The following is an 18,260-nucleotide window of genomic DNA, read 5'->3' on the forward strand; positions in this document are numbered from 1 at the left end:
GGCGGGAGTTTAGCTCATGGGTATGAATCTAGGCGGACAGGGTGGCTCGGGCGGCAAACGTCGCCGTCGCGGTGGTGGCCACGGCGGTCCGGTCAGTGAAATCAACGTCACGCCGCTGGTCGACGTCATGCTGGTGTTGCTCATCATCTTCATGGTGGCAGCACCGATGATGACGGTCGGCGTGCCGATCGACCTGCCGGAAACGCAGGCGAAGCCGATGAACTCGGATACGCAGCCGATCACGGTCTCGGTCAATCCTGCCGGTGAAATCTATCTGCAGGAAACCAAGATCACCCTCGAAGAAGTCGTGCCGAAGCTCGAGGCGATTGCCACGACGGGTTACAACGAACGTATCTACGTCCGCGGCGATGCCAATGCGAACTACGGCACGGTGGCGCAGGTCATGGCTCGTATCTCGTCAGCGGGCTTCAAGAATATGGGTTTGGTCACGTTGCAAGAACAGAGTAAGTGAACGGGACGCTATGAAGGGTAGTGTTGTCGCATCAGGTATTCTGCACGGCCTTCTTCTGGTCGTGGCGCTGGTTTCCATCGGCGCCCCGGCCTCGTTTGAAGTGGCCGATGTCGAAGCGTTGCCTGTCGATATCATTCCGGTCGAATCGATCACCCAGACACAACAGGGTGACGAGAAGGCCGAGATGAAGGAGAAGGCTGCGCCTATTCCGACCACAAAACCCTCGACCGTCGAGAATGCCGAAAATGCCGGCGACAACGATGTCGACCTGAAATCTGCCCCGGTGCCGATCACCAAGCCCTCGAATGTCGAGACGGCGGCGGCGCCGGAAAAGGTGGAGAAGGTCCTGCCGCAGCAGGACGACGTCGCCAACGAAATCAAGGAAATCCAGCAGGAACAGGAAGCCGCCGCCAGCCAGGAAGTGGCGCTGAAGACCGAACCCGAAAAAGAGGTCAAGCCTGATCCGAAGCCAGAAGTGAAGGCCGAAACGACGCCGGAGCCGACACCGACCGAAACCGCAGAGGAAGCTCTGCCGGAAAACGTGCCGGTGCCCGTCGCCAAGCCTTTGCAGGAAAAGAAGCCGGAAGAGAAAAAGACCGCCGAAGAAAAGCCGACGCCCGAGACCAAGAAGGCGGAGGAAAAGCCGGTCGAAAAGAAGAAGACCGAGACGGCGAACAAGAATTCCGAGGACAAGAGCAAGGAAGACAAGAAGAAGCAGGAGACGGCGAAATCGAAATCCTCCAAGGAAAGCGATTTTAATGCCGACGACATTGCCAATCTTCTGAACAAGACCGATGCCAAGTCGACGGGTGCGAAGCGCTCGATCGAGACGGCGGCGCTCGGAACCAAGAAGACCACTGGCGGCTCCAAGCTCAGCCAGAGCGAGATGGACGCCTTGCGCGGCCAGATCGAGAACAACTGGTCGGTGATTGCCGGGATCGAAGGCGCCGACGGTGTCGTGATCCGCGTGACGATGAAGCTCGACGAGACCGGCGACATCATCGGCGATCCGGAAGTGACCGCCTCGGGCGGTTCGGAAACGGCGCGGCGCACGCTGGAAGCCAGTGCCATGCGCGCCATCATGAAGTCGCGCCCGTTCAAGAACCTGCCGCGCGACAAATATGACGCCTGGAGCGAAGTCGTCGTGAACTTCGACCCCAGCGAATTGCTATAAGTGCTGAAAGGCCAAAGATGATGAAGTGTTCCATGATTCGTCTCCTCGTCCTCCTGGCGGGCATGCTGGCAGGTTTTGCCGCGCCGGCCGGAGCGGTCGTCGAGATCAATATCAACAAGGGCAATGTCGAGCCGCTGCCGATTGCAGTGACCGATTTCGTGTCCGGCAACGACCTCGGTGCGCAGGTTTCGGCGGTCATCGCTGCCGACCTGAAGCGCTCGGGCCTGTTTGCGCCGATCAGCAAGACGGCGTTCATCGAAAAGATCGGCAATCCGGACCAGGCGCCGCGTTTTGAGGACTGGAAGGTCATCAACGCCCAGGCGCTGGTGACCGGCCGCGTCACCCAGGAAGGTGATGGCCGCCTGCGCGCCGAATTCCGCCTGTGGGATACGTTTGCCGGCAAGCAGCTGACCGGCCAGCAGTTCTACACCCAGCCGGAAAACTGGCGCCGTGTCGCCCACATCATCGCCGATGCGATCTACAAGCAGATCACCGGCGAAGATGGTTATTTCGACACCCGCGTCGTCTTCGTGTCCGAAAGCGGCCCGAAGACGGCCCGCAAGCGCCAGCTCGCCATCATGGACCAGGACGGCTTCAACGTCCGCATGCTGACCAATTCCAACGACATCGTCCTGACGCCGCGTTTTTCGCCGAACCGCCAGGAAATCACCTACATGTCCTTCGAGGGCAACCAGCCGCGCGTCTATCTGCTGCAGCTCGAAACGGGGCAGCGTGAAGTCGTCGGCAATTTCCCCGGCATGACGTTTTCGCCGCGCTTCTCGCCGGACGGCCAGCGGGTGATCATGAGCCTGCAGCAGGACGGCAACGCCAACATCTACACGATGGACTTGCGCTCGCGCACCACGACGCGCCTGACCTCGACGGCGGCCATCGACACTTCGCCCTCCTATTCGCCGGATGGTGCGCAGATCGTCTTCGAAAGCGACCGTGGCGGCCGGCAGCAGCTATATGTCATGGGTGCGGACGGCTCCGGCCAGCGCCGCATTTCCTTCGGTGACGGTTCTTATTCGACGCCGGTCTGGTCGCCGCGCGGTGACCTGATCGCCTTCACCAAGCAGTCGGGCGGCAAGTTCTCCATCGGTGTGATGAAGACCGATGGTTCTGGCGAGCGCATTTTGACGACGGGCTTCCACAATGAAGGCCCGACCTGGGCGCCGAACGGCCGCGTGCTGATGTTCTTCCGCCAGAACGCCGGTGCCGGCGGTCCGCAGATGTATTCGATCGACCTGACCGGCTACAACGAGCAGGTTGTCAAGTCGCCGGCCTTCGCCTCCGACCCGGCCTGGTCGCCGTTGCTCGAATAGGATTGCTGTTGTTGCAGCGCAAAACGTTAACGTGCTTTGCGGCGGGATGTCTCCATCCCGCCTCTTTGTTGCCGCAAAGTCCTGTGACTGAACGATTCCGGGACAAAATTGACGGTTCATTAACCATACGCGTTGAATGCCGGTTAACCGAAAATGGTTAGAGTCTGGCAACGCTGAAATTTGACTTTGCAAGGAGATCCGTGGCTATGAGCCGTATGAACACCGTGGCTATGAGCCGTATGCAGACCCTCGCGCGCAACCCTGTCGTGCTTGCCCTGGCACTCAGCCTGGCTTTGGCCGGCTGCGCTTCCAAGAAGAACCTGCCGAACAATGCCAACGACCTCGGCCTGAACGGCAACGGCGTCAACGGCGCCGCCACGCCCGGCTCGACGCAGGACTTCACCGTGAACGTCGGCGACCGCATCTTCTTCGACACAGACTCCACGTCGATCCGTGCCGATGCGGCACAGACGCTCGACCGCCAGGCGCAGTGGCTTGCCCAGTACCCGAACTATGCCATCACCGTCGAAGGCCATGCCGACGAACGCGGTACGCGTGAATACAACCTGGCTCTCGGCGCACGCCGCGCTGCCGCCACCAAGCAGTATCTCGCTTCGCGCGGCGTTCCGGCGAACCGCATGAAGACGATCTCCTACGGCAAGGAAAAGCCGGTCGCCGTTTGCGACGACATTTCTTGCTGGTCGCAGAACCGTCGTGCCGTTACCGTTCTCGGCGGCGCCGGCATGTAATCTTCCGGCAGACCGGAAGCCAGTTCGAAACCCCGTCGCGATCTGCGGCGGGGTTTTTCGTTGCGAGGATGGCGCCTGCCCCTCGTGCTGTGGCACGATTGGCCGAAATGCCGGCCGTGGCGGTATTTTTCACCACACTTTGGCCGAACTCCGTTGCTTTTTGACGGTAATTGGAAAAACTCTCCTGACCGCGCCGAACAGGCGCGCCGATTCACGATGACAGGACAAAAGGACATGAAAAAACTTGTCGTGGCGGGGATGCTCGGTTTCGCAGCGCTTTGCGGCCTGCAGGCGACGGCGCATTCCATGCCGCTCTTGGTGCCCCACGCACCAGTGAAAACAGGAGATGCGCGCCAACCTCTGATTCTCGTTCAGAGTGCCGATCCGACGATCCGCATCCAGGAACTCGAAGAGCAGATCCGCACGCTCAACGGCCGCATCGAGGAGATGAGCTTCCAGCTTCTCCAGATGCAGGAGCAACAGCGCAAGACCCAGGAAGACAACGAGTTCCGCTTCCAGGAACTTGAAAAGAAGAGCGGCAAGAAGACCGGCTCGCTCGAGACGACCGGAACGCCGGAAACCGACGTGACGACGATCATCGAGCAGAACCAGGCGACCCCTGGCGCAGACGCCGGCAACGACACGACGGCGAGCACGGCGACCGGGCAATCCCAGGAGACGCTCGGTTCCATCGAACTCGACAGCAACGGCAATCCGCTGCGGGCCACCATCAACGAGAATGCCGACAACGGCTCGGGCACCGCGCCCGCGACCGGCACCGGTGCGACGCAGGAAACTGCGTCGCTCGGCAGCGAGGCCGAGGCCTATCAGGCTGCCTACGGCCATGTGCTTTCCGGCGATTACAGCCTGGCCGAACAGGAATTCCAGAGCTACATCAACCAGTATCCGTCCAGCGCCAAGATCGCCGACGCCAATTTCTGGCTGGGCGAGGCCCTCTATTCGCAGGGCAAATACAACGAATCGGCTAAGACCTTCCTGAATGCCCACCAGACCTATGGCAAGTCGCCGAAGGCGCCGGAAATGCTGCTGAAGCTCGGCATGTCGCTGGCAGCACTCGACAACCGCGATACGGCTTGCGCCACGCTGCGAGAAGTCAGCAAGCGTTATCCCAAGGCATCCCGCGCGGTGATCAACAAGGTCGCCTCGGAGCAGAAGCGTCTGAGCTGCTGATTGCGGCCGGCTGACATTGTCCGACTATCAAACGCCGCAGGCTCCGATCGACGCCCTGCTGAACGCCATTCGCAAGCCCGCACATCTGCTTGTCGCCATTTCCGGCGGCAGTGATTCCACCGGCCTCCTCGTGCTGCTTCATGGCGCGCTGCAGTCCGGCCTTTATCCGCATATTTCCCTTTCCGCCGCCACCGTCGATCATCGCCTGCGCGCCGCCTCCGCCTCGGAAGCACGTCAGGTCGCTGTGTTATGCGCCCGTCTCGGGATTGCGCATGTCACCAAGGTTTGGCGCGATGACAAGCCGGCGCACGGCCTGTCCGCTGCCGCGCGGCAGGCGCGTTACCAGCTTCTCTGTGAAGCCGCAGACGAGTTTGGGGCAAGCGCCATCCTCTCCGCCCACACCGCCGACGACCAGGCGGAAACCGTGGCGATGCGGGCGGCCCGCAACGCTTCGCCGGTCAATTCCGGTCTTTCCGGCATGGCATCCGCAGTGTTGCTGCTGCGCCGCCACTGGCTGCTGCGACCCTTGCTGGCCTGCCGTCGCGCCGATATCCGCACGGCGTTGGACGCCGCCGGCATCGGCTGGATCGACGATCCCTCGAATATCGACCCGGCCTATGAACGCGCCCGCATCCGCGCTTCCCTTGCCGCGGATGGGGAACAGGTTTTTTCCGACCGTGGCCTGCAATCCCGGACAGCCTTGTCGCAAGCGGCGGCGGCCTTTCTTGAGCGGCACCTGAGTGTCACGGCATCCGTGGTTGCCAGTCTGAGCCGCGAGGCGCTTGCCTGCACCGACCGGCAAACCCGCCGCTACGCCCTCAATGCCGTCGCAGCAGCCATCGGCGGCCGGGCGCATGGTCTGGCGCTGGAGCCCATGGATCGGCTCCTGGCCATGCTCGACGGCGGGGATGCAGCAAGGATGACCGCCGGCCGGGTGGTTTTCGATCTCCGGCGCGACAGCCTGCATATGACACGCGAGAGCCGCGATATTTTGCCGCTGCGCATCGAATCCGGCGGTGAAGCGATCTGGGACGATCGTTTCCGTATTCGCAACGGCAGCGGCGAAGCGCTGCTCATCGAAAGCGCCGGGCAGGGCGCAGACCGGCATCTCTTCGCCGGCCTGCCGCCCGCCGTGGCAAGGCGCGCCTCCGTGGCGCTGCCGCTGGTTCGTACTGGAAACATTGCGTTTCCGCTTTCGGCGGGGGGAGGCGGCGGCTTGATCGAGGCGGAAGTTTTTCTCGGCGCCTACGACCGTTTTTTGCCATTGTTTGACCGTAAACTGGCAAATGTCCTGGCGCTTCGTCTTGGTCGCGGTGAATATGCGTTACCGTTTCACGACTTGTTGACGGAAAACGCATGTTGACTTGCAGTTTGCCTTGGCAATAACGGGCCGCAACCCTATGTTATAGGCAAGTCCTGTGCCTGCGCATCAGGTGGACGATTCAGGTTCCGGGGAGTTCAATGAACCCAAATTTTCGAAATATCGCCTTGTGGGCCATCATAGCCCTGCTGTTGATCGCACTCTTCAGCATGTTCCAGACGGCGCCGACGCAATCGGGTTCACGAGAAATTCCCTATTCGCAGTTCATTCGCGAGGTCGATTCAGGCCGCGTCCGTGATGTGACGGTGACCGGCAACCGTGTCATCGGCAGCTATGTCGAGAACGGCACGACCTTCCAGACCTATTCGCCCGTCATCGACGACTCGCTGATGGATCGCCTGCAGAACAAGGGCGTGACCATCGTCGCGCGTCCGGAAACCGACGGTTCGTCAGGCTTCCTGAGCTATCTCGGCACGCTGTTGCCGATGCTGCTGATCCTTGGTGTCTGGCTGTTCTTCATGCGCCAGATGCAGGGTGGTTCGCGCGGCGCCATGGGTTTCGGCAAGTCGAAGGCGAAGCTTTTGACGGAAGCGCATGGCCGCGTCACCTTTGACGACGTCGCCGGTGTCGACGAAGCCAAGCAGGATCTGGAAGAAATCGTCGAGTTCCTGCGCGACCCGCAGAAATTCCAGCGCCTTGGCGGCCGCATTCCGCGCGGCGTGCTGCTCGTCGGTCCTCCGGGCACGGGTAAGACGCTGCTGGCGCGCTCTGTCGCCGGCGAAGCCAATGTGCCGTTCTTCACCATTTCCGGTTCGGACTTCGTCGAAATGTTCGTCGGTGTCGGTGCCAGCCGCGTGCGCGACATGTTCGAGCAGGCGAAGAAGAACGCACCCTGCATCATCTTCATCGACGAAATCGATGCCGTCGGCCGCCATCGTGGCGCCGGTCTCGGCGGCGGTAACGACGAACGCGAACAGACCCTCAACCAGCTGCTGGTCGAGATGGACGGTTTCGAGGCGAACGAGGGCATCATCCTGATCGCCGCCACCAACCGTCCGGACGTTCTCGACCCGGCGCTGTTGCGTCCCGGCCGTTTCGACCGCCAGGTCGTGGTGCCGAACCCCGACATCGTCGGCCGCGAACGTATCCTCAAGGTGCATGTGCGCAACGTGCCGCTGGCGCCGAATGTCGACCTCAAGGTGCTGGCCCGCGGCACGCCCGGTTTTTCCGGTGCCGACCTGATGAACCTCGTCAACGAAGCGGCCCTGACGGCGGCGCGGCGCAACAAGCGCGTCGTCACCATGCAGGAATTCGAGGACGCCAAGGACAAGATCATGATGGGTGCGGAACGCCGCAACTCCGCCATGACCGAAGCCGAAAAGAAGCTGACCGCCTACCACGAGGCCGGCCATGCGATCACTGCGCTCAACGTGCCGGTGGCCGATCCGCTGCACAAGGCGACGATCATCCCGCGTGGCCGGGCGCTCGGCATGGTCATGCAGTTGCCGGAAGGCGACCGCTATTCGATGAGCTACAAGTGGATGGTGTCGCGCCTGGTCATCATGATGGGCGGCCGCGTTGCCGAAGAATTGACCTTCGGTAAGGAAAACATCACCTCCGGTGCTTCGTCGGATATCGAGCAGGCCACCAAGCTGGCGCGCGCCATGGTGACCCAGTGGGGCTTCTCCGACGAACTCGGCCAGGTCGCCTACGGTGAAAACCAGCAGGAAGTCTTCCTCGGTCACTCCGTATCGCAGAGCAAGAACGTTTCGGAAGCGACGGCCCAGAAGATCGACAATGAAGTCCGTCGCCTGATCGATGAGGCCTATAAGGAAGCCCGGCGTATTCTCACCGAGAAACACGACGAGTTCGTGATTCTTGCCGAAGGCCTCTTGGAATACGAAACGCTTTCGGGCGAAGAGATCAAGGCGCTCATCCGCGGAGAGAAGCCGCAACGCGATCTTGGCGACGATTCCCCGACCAGCCGCGGTTCGGCCGTGCCGAAGGCCGGCGCCAAGAAGGACGGACCGGTCGCCAAGGGCGATGAACCCGAAGGCGGTTTCGAACCGCAGCCGCACTGATACGCATCGCATCGTTCTGAAAGCCGCCCGGTCCCTTAGGCCGGGCGGTTTTGTTTTGTCCGGCTCTGGGCGGGATACCCGCGCCGCGGCCAGCTTGCGATAAGTAACGCGATGTAATGGATATTGACGTTATTTGACGTGCCGATGCTCGCGCTTTGTGGCATGACAGCGCCGATAACAGGCGGAATGCATGCATTTTCCGCCGCTCACAGACGCATGGAAGCCGTGCCGGCGCCAGACACCGTTGTTGTCGATGGCGCCCATGCGCCCACAACCGGCGCACCCGATGCAGGTGCGCCCCATTTCGAGGGTAGACTATGAAGCGTCGCTATTTTGGCACCGACGGTATTCGCGGACAATCCAACACGCTCCCGATGACGCCCGATCTCGCCATGCGGGTCGGCATCGCCGTCGGCACGATCTTTCGCCGCGGCACCCATCGCCACCGCGTGGTGATCGGCAAGGACACGCGCCTTTCCGGCTACATGCTCGAAAACGCCATGGTGGCGGGTTTTACCGCAGCCGGCGTCGATGCCTTCGTTCTCGGCCCGATCCCGACGCCTGCCGTCGCCATGCTCACCCGCTCGCTGCGCTGCGATATCGGCGTGATGATTTCCGCTTCGCATAATCCTTATGAGGACAATGGCATCAAGCTGTTCGGTCCGGATGGTTACAAGTTGTCTGACGAAATCGAGATGCAGATCGAGGATCTGCTCGAGAAGGATCTGTCCGGCCAGCTTGCCAAGTCCGACGACATCGGCCGGGCGAAACGGATCGACGGCGTCCATGACCGCTACATCGAATTCGCCAAGCGTACCCTGCCGCGCGACGTGACGCTGAAAGGCCTGCGGGTAGCAATCGACTGCGCCAACGGGGCCGCCTACAAGGTCGCTCCCGCCGTGTTGTGGGAACTCGGCGCCGACGTCGTCACCATCGGCGATACGCCGAACGGCACCAACATCAACCTCGATTGCGGCTCGACCCATCCGGCAGCACTGCAGAAGAAGCTGCACGAAGTGCGCGCCGACATCGGCATCGCGCTGGACGGCGATGCCGACCGGGTGATCATCGTCGATGAAACCGGCACGATCGTCGACGGTGATCAGCTGATGGCCGTGGTGGCCGAAAGCTGGGCCGACGACCAGATCCTCAAGGGCGGCGGCATCGTCGCCACCGTCATGTCCAACCTCGGGCTCGAACGTTTCCTCGACGGCAAGGGCCTGACGCTGGCACGCACCAAGGTCGGCGACCGCTATGTCGTCGAGCACATGCGCCAGAACAATTTCAACGTCGGCGGCGAGCAATCCGGCCATATCGTGCTCTCGGATTTCGGCACCACCGGTGACGGCCTTGTCGCCGCCCTGCAGATCCTTGCCTGCGTCAAGCGCTCCGGCAAGACGGTGAGCGAAGTGTGCCGGCGCTTCGAGCCGGTGCCGCAGCTGCTGCGCAACGTCCGCATTTCCGGCGGCAAGCCGCTGGAGGACAGCATCGTCAAGCAGGCGATCGCCGATGCCGAAAGCGAACTGGCCCGCTCCGGCCGCCTCGTCATCCGCCCGTCCGGAACCGAGCCGCTGATCCGCGTCATGGCCGAAGGCGACGACCGCAGCCAGATCGAGCGCATCGTCAACGATCTCGTCGGCGTCATCGCCAACGTGCGGACGGCTGCCTGAGAACGATATCCACGACGGGCGGCCCGAAAGGCCGTCCGTTGAGAGCAATTCCAGCAAAAGTGCGGAGCGGTTTTGCGTCCGGAATTGCGTAGAAACAAGGCGATAGAGTGTTTTCGCGTTTCAGAGAAATGCGGAGATGCTCTGGCGTCCGCGCATGGACGGTTGGATTTCCCGTTCATCTTTCGTCAATCAGTATTCGCTGCGTATTTTTAACCAGCTTCGTTAGCAACTCGAAGCCTTCGGTGAGATCTTTTAATCGGCTTTTAACCTTTACGCTTCATTATCCATAACGAATTGGAAATATTGGCCGGTTTCGACCCCGCCAATGACAAACGGACCTGGAGTTGAAGCTATGAAGATGAGCGTGTTCGGCGCATTCGCCGTCTTACTCGTGAGTACCTCTGCCTTCGCGGCTGATCTTTATCAGCCCGAGCCGATACAGCCGATCGAAGAGCCGCCGGTGACCGTGGTGGAAGCCAGCGGTTGGTATCTGCGCGGCGATGCCGGCTACTCGTTCAACCACCTGCGTGGTGCCAAGTACTTCCAGGGCTCGAACAGCTATGAGCGCGATTTCGATCACGCATCCTTGCGCGACGCCTTCACGCTCGGCGCCGGTGTCGGTTATCAGGTCAATCGCTACCTGCGCACCGACTTGACGTTCGATTACATGTTCCGCTCGAAGTTCAACGGCTCGACCAGCGGCGGCGGATCGGATTTCGGTGCCTGCGTCGTGGCCTGCACCTCGAAGGACGTTGCCTCGCTGACGGCATTCAGCCTGCTCGCAAACGCCTATGTCGATGTCGGTACCTGGGGTTCGGTCACGCCTTACGTCGGTGCCGGTATCGGTGGTACCTACGTGAAGTGGAACAAGCTGAAGAACACGTCGTGCTCCGACAGCGATCCGACGAACTGCGATGGCACGGTCGAGCATGGCGGCAAGGGCAGCTGGCGCTTCACCTACGCCCTGATGGCCGGTGCTTCGGTCGACGTCACCTGCAACATCAAGGCCGATGTCGGCTACCGTTTCCGCCACGTCGATGGCGGCAAGATGTTCGGTTACGCCTCGAACGGCGGCCCGGGCTACGACAAGGGCTTCACCTCGCATGAAGGCCGTGTCGGCATGCGCTACATCTTCAACGGTTGCGCCGAGCAGGCCTATATCCCGCCGGCGGACATTCCGCTGCAGCAGCCGGTCTACAAGTAATCGACTGCCATATACATTTAAAAAAAAGCCGTCCGGATCTCCTCCGGGCGGCTTTTTCGCGTCGGCGCGCGTGTTTCGCAAAGCTTAAGGAACATGCTTAACGGGTCGTTAACCGAACAGGATCATAGTTAATGCAGTTCTAATTTTAAAACGGGATAGCTGCGATGATCCGGTCCTGCGCATTTCTCACAGCGGCGCTTCTGACCTTCGGCCTCGGCGACGGCGCGCGTGCAGCCGACGAGGTGCCGGATCTGTTCGCTCCCGAAATCACCACGACCGCGACGGCGGCCGGCTGGTATCTGCGCGGCGATGTCGGTTACACCGGCTGGACCGGCGACGAGGGGGCCGATTACACCGTCTACGACGCGGGTGGCGCGGCTACGGGACGGGGCGGTTTCGACGATAGCCGTTTCTCCCATCCGGTCTCTTACGGCCTGGGTGTCGGTTACCAGTTCAACGACATGTTCCGTGCCGATGTGACGGCGGAGACTTTCCGCGACCGGTTCAACAGCAACACGGATTTCGGCGGTCCCTGCGTTGCCGGTGCGGCGGCTGCGGCCTGCGGCTCGAGAAGCAGCGCGATCTATCGCGGCGTCGGCATCCTGGCCAATGGGTATGTCGACCTCGGCACGGTCGTCGGCCTGACGCCCTATATCGGCGCCGGCGTCGGCGCGACGCAGCTTCGCTGGGGCGGTGTTTCCACGACGGCCTATTGCGCCGATGGCGAGGTCAACTGCGTCGGTGGCGGCTCCGGCCGTTACGATGGCCGCAACAGCTGGCGTTTCACCTATGCGCTGATGGCCGGTGTTTCTTATGATGTCAGCGAACGGATCAAGCTCGACGTTGGCTATCGCTACAGCGATATCGCCGGCGGCGACATGTTCGGCGCGGCGCTGGACGGTGGCGGCCGCATTCGTGGCGATGACGACGGTTTCTCGCGCCATGAGATCCGCGCCGGCTTGCGCATCAGCCTCTGGTAGCCCTGGCCCGTCTTGTCGGCCTGCGCACGGCCAAGATCCCGTTCCGAAACGAATCACGGCTGGCGCGGTTCTTGTTGCTGCCCGGCAAGTTGTTGATATTTCAGAAATAAACCTTCCGGAAATTTTGCCCGGACGGGGCGGTTCCGGCTGTTGTTAGGGCCTGATTAACCTTGGTTTCTCGCAGAATTGTCCTCGGGCCGCTTTCGCCTGCAACTGTTTCTCGGTCGCTGTAACGTCCGCTGCAGGAGGTGATTCGCGATGATCATGCGACAGTGCATCTATGCCTATAGTCACATACAGACGGCGTTGCAGATCGCCACGGAGCAGCCGGAATGCGAGGCGCTGATCGCCCCGCTGACCCATGCGCTGGCGGAAATCCGTACGGTGCAGGGCAAGATCCAGCAGCATGTCCGGGTGAAGGACAACGTCGTGCCATTGCGGGTGGCGGATTACGGCTCGACCAAGGCCGGAAATGACGCCGTCTCAAACTGAAAAGGGGCGGGCTGCGGCAAAACCCATGTCGCAGTCCGCCAAAAAATTTTCCTTTTTGCGACTTTGCCGACTTGACTGTGACGGCTCATCTCTATAGCAACGGCGTCAGGACACCTCTCCCTAACGAGAGGCTTCTATCTGGAAGGATAGCCAATGACGACGTTGACGAAGCCGGACCTCCGTCCGGGCAATACCCACTTCTCTTCTGGCCCCTGCTCGAAGCGCCCCGGTTGGTCGCTGACAGCCCTGCAAGATGCAGCACTCGGCCGCTCCCACCGCGCAAAAATCGGCAAGAACAAACTCAAGCTGGCGATCGACCTCACCCGTGAGGTTTTGAACGTGCCTGCGGATTACCGCATCGGCATCGTGCCGGCTTCGGATACCGGCGCCGTCGAAATGGCGCTCTGGTCGCTGCTCGGCGCCCGCGGCGTCGACATGGTCGCGTGGGAAAGTTTCGGTTCGGGCTGGGTTTCCGACGTCGTGAAGGAGCTGAAGCTCCCTGATGTCCGCAAGTTTACCGCCGATTACGGCCTGCTCCCCGATTTCTCCAAGGTGGATTTCGACCGCGACGTGGTCTTCACCTGGAACGGCACCACCTCTGGCGTCCGCGTCCCGAACGCCGATTTCATCCCGGCCGACCGCAAGGGCCTGACGATCTGCGACGCCACGTCGTCGGCTTTCGCCCAGGACATGGATTTTTCCAAGCTCGACGTCGTCACCTTCTCCTGGCAGAAGGTGCTGGGCGGCGAGGGCGCGCATGGCATGCTCATCCTTTCGCCGCGCGCCGTCGAGCGGCTGGAAAGCTATGACCCGGCCTGGCCGCTGCCGAAGATCTTCCGCATGACCAAGGGCGGCAAGCTGATCGAAGGCATCTTCACCGGCGAAACCATCAACACGCCGTCGATGCTCTGCGTCGAGGACTACATCGATGCGCTCACCTGGTCGAAGTCGATCGGCGGCCTCAAGGCGCTGTTTGCCCGTGCCGACGCCAATGCCCAGGTCATCCATGATTTCGTCGCCAAGAACGACTGGATCACCAATCTTGCCGCCGACCCAGCGACGCGCTCCAACACCTCGGTGTGCTTGAAGATCGTTGACGAGCAGGTCACGGCACTCGATGCCGCCGGCCAGGCCGATTTTGCCAAGGCCGTCGTTGCTCTGCTCGAAAAGGAAGGCGTCGCCTTCGATATCGGCGCCTATCGCGATGCCCCGTCGGGCCTGCGCATCTGGGCCGGTGCGACCATCGAGACGGCTGACATGCAGGCGCTTATGCCTTGGCTTTCCTGGGCCTTCGAGACCCAGAAGGCAGCACTTTCCCAGGCTGCGGCCTGATTGTTGCGTCGGCTTCGCCCGCAAGGCGAAGCCCCATTCTTCCATCGTTGACAAATTTTCAGGAGGCCTTCATGGCACCGCGCGTTCTCGTATCCGACGAACTGTCGGAAACTGCCGTCCAGATTTTTCGCGATCGCGGCGTAGAGGTGGACTTCCAGCCGAAGCTCGGCAAGGACAAGGACAAGCTCGCCGAAATCATCGGCAATTATGATGGTCTTGCCATCCGCTCCGCCACCAAGGCGACGGAAAAGCTGATCGCCAGCGCCACCAACCTCAAGGTCATTGGCCGCGCCGGCATCGGTGTCGACAATGTCGATATCCCGGCCGCATCGCGCCGCGGCATCATCGTCATGAACACGCCGTTCGGCAACTCGATTACGACAGCCGAACACGCCATCGCGCTGATGTTCGCGGTTGCCCGCCAGCTTCCGGCGGCCGATAGCTCGACGCAGGCCGGCAAGTGGGAAAAGTCGAAGTTCATGGGTGTCGAAATCACCGGCAAGACGCTTGGCGTCATCGGCGCCGGCAATATCGGCTCGATCGTCTGCTCGCGTGCCCTTGGCCTGCGCATGAACGTGCTGGCCTACGATCCCTTCCTGTCTGCTGAACGCGCCCAGGAAATGGGCGTCACCAAGGTCGAGCTCGACGAGTTGCTGGCCCAGGCGGATTTCATCACCCTGCACGTGCCGATGACCGACAAGACGCGCGGCATCCTCAACAAGGAAGCGCTGGCCAAGACCAAGCCAGGCGTGCGCATCGTCAACTGCGCCCGCGGCGGTCTCGTCGATGAGGCGGCGCTTGCCGAAGCGCTGAAGTCTGGTCACGTCGCCGGCGCCGGCTTCGACGTTTTCGAAGTCGAGCCCGCCACCGAAAGCCCGCTCTTCGGCCTGCCGAACGTCGTCTGCACGCCGCATCTCGGCGCCTCGACCACGGAAGCGCAGGAAAACGTCGCCCTGCAGGTGGCCGAGCAGATGTCGGACTACCTGATGAAGGGTGCCGTCTCCAACGCCATCAACATGCCGTCGATCACTGCCGACGAAGCGCCGCGCCTGAAGCCGTTCATCAAGCTCGCCGACGTCCTCGGCGCCTTTGTCGGCCAGGTGACGGAAAGCGCCATCAAGGAAATCGAGATCCTCTACGATGGTGCCACCGCGACGATGAACACCAAGGCGCTGACCTCGGCGCTGCTCGCCGGCCTCATCCGCCCTCAGGTCGCCGACGTTAACATGGTTTCGGCGCCGGTGATGATCAAGGAAAAGGGTGTCATCCTCTCCGAAGTCAAGCGTGACAAGACCGGCGTCTATGACGGCTACATCAAGCTGACCGTGACCACCGCCAACCAGACGCGTTCGGTCGCCGGCACGGTGTTCTCGGATGGCAAGCCGCGCTTCATCCAGATCAAGGGCATCAACATGGATGCGGATGTCGGTCAGCACATGATTTACATCTCCAACACCGACGTGCCCGGCATGATCGGCTTCATCGGCACGACGCTCGGCGAAGCCAAGGTCAACATCGCCAACTTCCAGCTCGGCCGCGACAAGCAGGGCGGCGATGCCATCGCACTGCTCTACGTCGATGGTGTCGTTACCGACGAGGTGCTGGACAAGCTGCGCTCCAACCCGGCGATCCGCCAGGCCAAGCTGTTGACCTTCAACATCGACTGATCGCCTTTTCCTCCCAGGGAATTTTCGGAACCCCGGCGCGTCGCTCGCGCCGGGGTTTTTGTTTGCGAGCACGCGCATTCTCGTGCCGGCGATTGACAGGGCGGTTTGCGCCGCGCACTCTTTTTGCTGGCGCAAAACATCCATCAGGGGTCTCTCATGTCGCAATCGCGGGTCATGGCACTGACGCCGGAGCTTGTGCAATTGTGTTTTCGTCACGAGGTCGATCCTGGCCCCGATCCCAGCTGGACGTCCATCGGGGAAGGCGAATACGGCATGATCGCCGAGCGGGTGGACGCTGCCGGTGACGGAGGGCCGCTTTGGGTGTTCGCCTACGGATCGCTGATCTGGAAACCGGAATTCGAGGCGGTGGAGAAAGTGCGGGCGACGGCGTTCGGCTGGCATCGTTCCTTCTGCCTGGAATTGCGGCGCTGGCGCGGTTCGCCGCAACAGCCGGGGCTGATGATGGCGCTGGAACGGGGCGGCCAGTGCGACGGGGTGATCTATCGCTTGCCCGAAGGCAACCGCCTGGCGCAGATCGAGCGGTTGCTGCGACGCGAGATCGACGATCATGAGAGCGTTGCCTCCGTCCGCTGGCTGCCGGTGCGCACCGAGCAGGGACCGAAGCTGGCGCTCGGTTTCTGGGTGGGCATGGCCGGCCAGGGGATCCGGCGACGGCAACCGCTGCCGGAGGTGGCGCAGGTTCTGGCGCGCGCCTGCGGCCATATCGGTTCCTGCGCCGAATATCTCTACAACACCGTCACCCATCTGGAAGCGTTCGGCATCCATGATCGCAATCTCTGGCAATTGCAGGCGCTGGTGGCCGAGGAAATTCGGGCGATCCATCCGGGCAGGGTTCTCGTTGCCGAAAACGCCTGATTCAATTCGACACCGCGAGTTTGGCGCCGAGCAGTCCGAAGGACAGGGCAAAGCCGCGCCGCAGCCACAAGAGTACCTTCGGCCGTGTGATGACGTAGCGGCGAGCCGCGGCGGCGAAGAGGCCGTAGCCGGCAAAGATCACGAAGGTGAGTGCCATGAAGACGAGGGCGAGTTCCAGCATGGCGGCCGTGGTTCCGGTCGTGCCGGCCGGAACGAATTGCGGCAGGAAGGCAAGAAAGAAGATCGACAGTTTCGGATTGAGGATATTGAGCAGGAAGCCGGTGGCGATGATCCTGCCGGCCGGGGTCTCGCCGCTTCGTTGCGACAGTTCCAGGCCGCCGCCGTCGCGCAGCACGGCCCAAGCCATGCAAAACAGGTAGGCGACGCCGAGATATTTGATCAGCTGGAAAGCCAGCGCACTGGCATGCAGGATGGCGGCCAGCCCGGCGATGCTGGCAGCGATATGCGGCACGATGCCAAGCGTGCAACCCAGCGCGGCCAACAGGCTGGCGCGGACGCCTTTGCCGAGGCCGAAGGCGAGCGTGTAGAGCACGCCGGTTCCGGGCAGGAGAATGACGATGATTGAGGTCAGGATATAGTCGGTGGACATGAGGGCTCCGGGGGTTGGGGGAGCCTCAGCAGAACCTGCGCGTGCCAGCCGCGTCTTGAAGGAAATTGCAGGCGCTGCTTATGACGCCGCCCGCGCAAAGGCGGCGGGCGAGATGCCGTAGAGCCGTCCGAAGTGGCGTGTCAGATGGCTCTGGTCCGCAAAGCCGCACGCGAAAGCGGTATCGGCAAGCGTATTGCCGGACAGGATCAGGCGGCGGGCAAGATCGACGCGTCGCTGCAGCAGATAGGCATGTGGCGTCAGGCCCGTCGCCCGCGCAAAGGCGCGGATGAGCCGGAACTGGCTGACCTGGGCGATATCGGCCAGTTCGGCAAGGGTCGGCGCGCCCGACGGATCGTCGTCGATCCTTTGCCGGACTTTTCGCACGCCGGGCTGATGCCCGGTATCGGCATCCTCTTTACGCTCGACCATGGCGGACAAAAGCAGCAGCATCGCCTGCTGGGCGCCCAGCACGTCTGCATCCGCTGCCGTCAGCGCCTGGTAGAGTGTTTGAAAGCCGGTGGCGGCCATTCTGTCGGTGATCACCGGCCGGGAAAATTCGCAGGCGCCGCTGGCGCCCTCCGTCAGCTCGTTGACCGTCGCAGCCATCAGGGCGGGATCGAAATACAGCATGCGCCAGCCGCGTCCGGAATCGCCGATGGGCATTCCGTCATGCACCTCGCCCGGATTGACGGTGATCATGTCGCCGGCGCCCGCTTCCACCTGGCCGCGGCCGCTGAGCGATGCCTGCGCCCCGCGGACAATGACGCCGATGCCGAACTCTTGGTGCGTATGGCGGGGGAAGCGATGATCGCTTTCCGCCGCGACCGCCATCACGCCCGGCAGGCGGCAGGGCAGGGCCTGGAACTGGTTTTTCGCGCTTCGTGCCAACGGCTTTACCGCCCCATCCGCAGTTTGCCTATCATTGCCGCTTGCCGCGGTGGATGCAATATCGCTTGCAGGAATTGAACCCCGCGCAGCCGGCGCTCACGTCCAACCATGTGGTTTCGGCTTTGTCCGTAGGCAAACAGGGAGGCGAGGGTGAACCGCAACTGCTTTCCACCCTTGAAACGCAAGGCATTCCTTTCTATATCGGCGGCAATTCTTGCCATGTCCGGC

General features: G+C 62.0%; 16 protein-coding genes. 14 read left to right on the forward strand and 2 right to left on the reverse strand.

Translation table 11 applies throughout. The features are described 5' to 3' along the window. The first annotated feature begins 16 nt into the window (after positions 1–16). The 14 genes from tolR (at position 17) to ACSQ3I_RS17120 (ending at position 16,534) form a co-directional block, all read left to right on the forward strand. A complete protein-coding gene (gene tolR / locus ACSQ3I_RS17055; protein ID WP_436000860.1) occupies positions 17–472 on the forward strand; it encodes a protein TolR in 456 nt (151 codons plus the stop codon). A gap of 10 nt (positions 473–482) precedes the next feature. Then, positions 483–1,646, forward strand: coding sequence for a hypothetical protein (locus ACSQ3I_RS17060; RefSeq protein WP_436000862.1), 1,164 nt, complete (start codon positions 483–485; stop codon positions 1,644–1,646). Positions 1,647–1,663: 17 nt separating this feature from the next. Further along, positions 1,664–2,971 (forward strand): Tol-Pal system beta propeller repeat protein TolB, encoded by a 1,308-nt coding sequence (tolB, locus tag ACSQ3I_RS17065; RefSeq protein ID WP_436000863.1) that lies wholly within the window; start codon positions 1,664–1,666, stop codon positions 2,969–2,971. A 206-nt stretch (positions 2,972–3,177) separates the two neighbouring features. Next, a complete protein-coding gene (gene pal, locus ACSQ3I_RS17070) occupies positions 3,178–3,720 on the forward strand; it encodes a peptidoglycan-associated lipoprotein Pal (RefSeq protein WP_436000865.1) in 543 nt (180 codons plus the stop codon). 234 nt (positions 3,721–3,954) lie between these two features. Beyond that, the gene (ybgF, locus tag ACSQ3I_RS17075; protein ID WP_436000867.1) at positions 3,955–4,911 is read left to right on the forward strand and encodes a tol-pal system protein YbgF; all 957 of its coding nucleotides are present in this window, start codon (positions 3,955–3,957) and stop codon (positions 4,909–4,911) included. Positions 4,912–4,927: 16 nt separating this feature from the next. Beyond that, positions 4,928–6,274: a tRNA lysidine(34) synthetase TilS gene (gene tilS, locus ACSQ3I_RS17080; RefSeq protein ID WP_436000869.1), complete on the forward strand. Its 1,347-nt coding sequence runs from the start codon at positions 4,928–4,930 to the stop codon at positions 6,272–6,274. Between the two features lie 98 nt (positions 6,275–6,372). Continuing rightward, entirely contained in the window at positions 6,373–8,313 is a 1,941-nt protein-coding gene (gene ftsH, locus ACSQ3I_RS17085) for an ATP-dependent zinc metalloprotease FtsH (RefSeq protein WP_436000870.1), read from the forward strand. A 317-nt stretch (positions 8,314–8,630) separates the two neighbouring features. Continuing rightward, entirely contained in the window at positions 8,631–9,983 is a 1,353-nt protein-coding gene (gene glmM, locus ACSQ3I_RS17090) for a phosphoglucosamine mutase (RefSeq protein WP_436000872.1), read from the forward strand. 352 nt (positions 9,984–10,335) lie between these two features. Then, positions 10,336–11,187 (forward strand): outer membrane beta-barrel protein, encoded by an 852-nt coding sequence (locus ACSQ3I_RS17095; protein WP_436000873.1) that lies wholly within the window; start codon positions 10,336–10,338, stop codon positions 11,185–11,187. Positions 11,188–11,351: 164 nt separating this feature from the next. Then, a complete protein-coding gene (locus tag ACSQ3I_RS17100; RefSeq protein WP_436000875.1) occupies positions 11,352–12,167 on the forward strand; it encodes an outer membrane protein in 816 nt (271 codons plus the stop codon). Positions 12,168–12,425: 258 nt separating this feature from the next. Beyond that, on the forward strand, positions 12,426–12,659 hold the full coding sequence (locus tag ACSQ3I_RS17105; protein WP_436000877.1) for a hypothetical protein: 234 nt from the start codon (positions 12,426–12,428) through the stop codon (positions 12,657–12,659). A gap of 153 nt (positions 12,660–12,812) precedes the next feature. Beyond that, positions 12,813–13,991: a phosphoserine transaminase gene (locus ACSQ3I_RS17110; protein WP_436000879.1), complete on the forward strand. Its 1,179-nt coding sequence runs from the start codon at positions 12,813–12,815 to the stop codon at positions 13,989–13,991. 71 nt (positions 13,992–14,062) lie between these two features. After that, positions 14,063–15,658, forward strand: a complete 1,596-nt coding sequence (gene serA / locus ACSQ3I_RS17115) for a phosphoglycerate dehydrogenase (protein WP_436000881.1) — start codon at positions 14,063–14,065, stop codon at positions 15,656–15,658. Between the two features lie 156 nt (positions 15,659–15,814). Continuing rightward, a complete protein-coding gene (locus tag ACSQ3I_RS17120) occupies positions 15,815–16,534 on the forward strand; it encodes a gamma-glutamylcyclotransferase (RefSeq protein ID WP_436000882.1) in 720 nt (239 codons plus the stop codon). A 1-nt stretch (position 16,535) separates the two neighbouring features. Here ACSQ3I_RS17120 and ACSQ3I_RS17125 read toward each other — a convergent pair whose 3' ends face one another. Both ACSQ3I_RS17125 and ACSQ3I_RS17130 read right to left on the reverse strand, forming a co-directional pair. Continuing rightward, positions 16,536–17,144 carry a LysE family translocator gene (locus ACSQ3I_RS17125; RefSeq protein ID WP_436000884.1) on the reverse strand — a complete coding sequence of 203 codons (609 nt, stop codon included), beginning with the start codon at positions 17,142–17,144 and terminating at the stop codon, positions 16,536–16,538. A gap of 78 nt (positions 17,145–17,222) precedes the next feature. Beyond that, complete coding sequence (locus ACSQ3I_RS17130; protein WP_436001176.1) at positions 17,223–17,975, reverse strand: AraC family transcriptional regulator; 753 nt, start codon at positions 17,973–17,975, stop codon at positions 17,223–17,225. Positions 17,976–18,260: the final 285 nt, after the last annotated feature.

It is taken from the genome of Rhizobium sp. LjRoot30 (assembly GCF_964253915.1).
In the GTDB taxonomy this organism is placed as follows: Bacteria; Pseudomonadota; Alphaproteobacteria; order Rhizobiales; family Rhizobiaceae; genus Metarhizobium.

Coding starts and splice junctions, on each gene's coding strand:
- ACSQ3I_RS17100 (WP_436000875.1), top strand. CDS start 11,352: ATGATCCGGTCCTGCGCATTTCTCACAGCGGCGCTTCTGACCTTCGGC.
- glmM (WP_436000872.1), top strand. CDS start 8,631: ATGAAGCGTCGCTATTTTGGCACCGACGGTATTCGCGGACAATCCAAC.
- ACSQ3I_RS17105 (WP_436000877.1), top strand. CDS start 12,426: ATGATCATGCGACAGTGCATCTATGCCTATAGTCACATACAGACGGCG.
- ACSQ3I_RS17125 (WP_436000884.1), bottom strand. CDS start 17,144: ATGTCCACCGACTATATCCTGACCTCAATCATCGTCATTCTCCTGCCC.
- serA (WP_436000881.1), top strand. CDS start 14,063: ATGGCACCGCGCGTTCTCGTATCCGACGAACTGTCGGAAACTGCCGTC.
- ACSQ3I_RS17060 (WP_436000862.1), top strand. CDS start 483: ATGAAGGGTAGTGTTGTCGCATCAGGTATTCTGCACGGCCTTCTTCTG.
- ACSQ3I_RS17120 (WP_436000882.1), top strand. CDS start 15,815: ATGTCGCAATCGCGGGTCATGGCACTGACGCCGGAGCTTGTGCAATTG.
- tolB (WP_436000863.1), top strand. CDS start 1,664: ATGATGAAGTGTTCCATGATTCGTCTCCTCGTCCTCCTGGCGGGCATG.
- pal (WP_436000865.1), top strand. CDS start 3,178: ATGAGCCGTATGAACACCGTGGCTATGAGCCGTATGCAGACCCTCGCG.
- ACSQ3I_RS17130 (WP_436001176.1), bottom strand. CDS start 17,975: ATGGCGGTCGCGGCGGAAAGCGATCATCGCTTCCCCCGCCATACGCAC.
- tolR (WP_436000860.1), top strand. CDS start 17: ATGGGTATGAATCTAGGCGGACAGGGTGGCTCGGGCGGCAAACGTCGC.
- ACSQ3I_RS17110 (WP_436000879.1), top strand. CDS start 12,813: ATGACGACGTTGACGAAGCCGGACCTCCGTCCGGGCAATACCCACTTC.
- ybgF (WP_436000867.1), top strand. CDS start 3,955: ATGAAAAAACTTGTCGTGGCGGGGATGCTCGGTTTCGCAGCGCTTTGC.
- ACSQ3I_RS17095 (WP_436000873.1), top strand. CDS start 10,336: ATGAAGATGAGCGTGTTCGGCGCATTCGCCGTCTTACTCGTGAGTACC.
- ftsH (WP_436000870.1), top strand. CDS start 6,373: ATGAACCCAAATTTTCGAAATATCGCCTTGTGGGCCATCATAGCCCTG.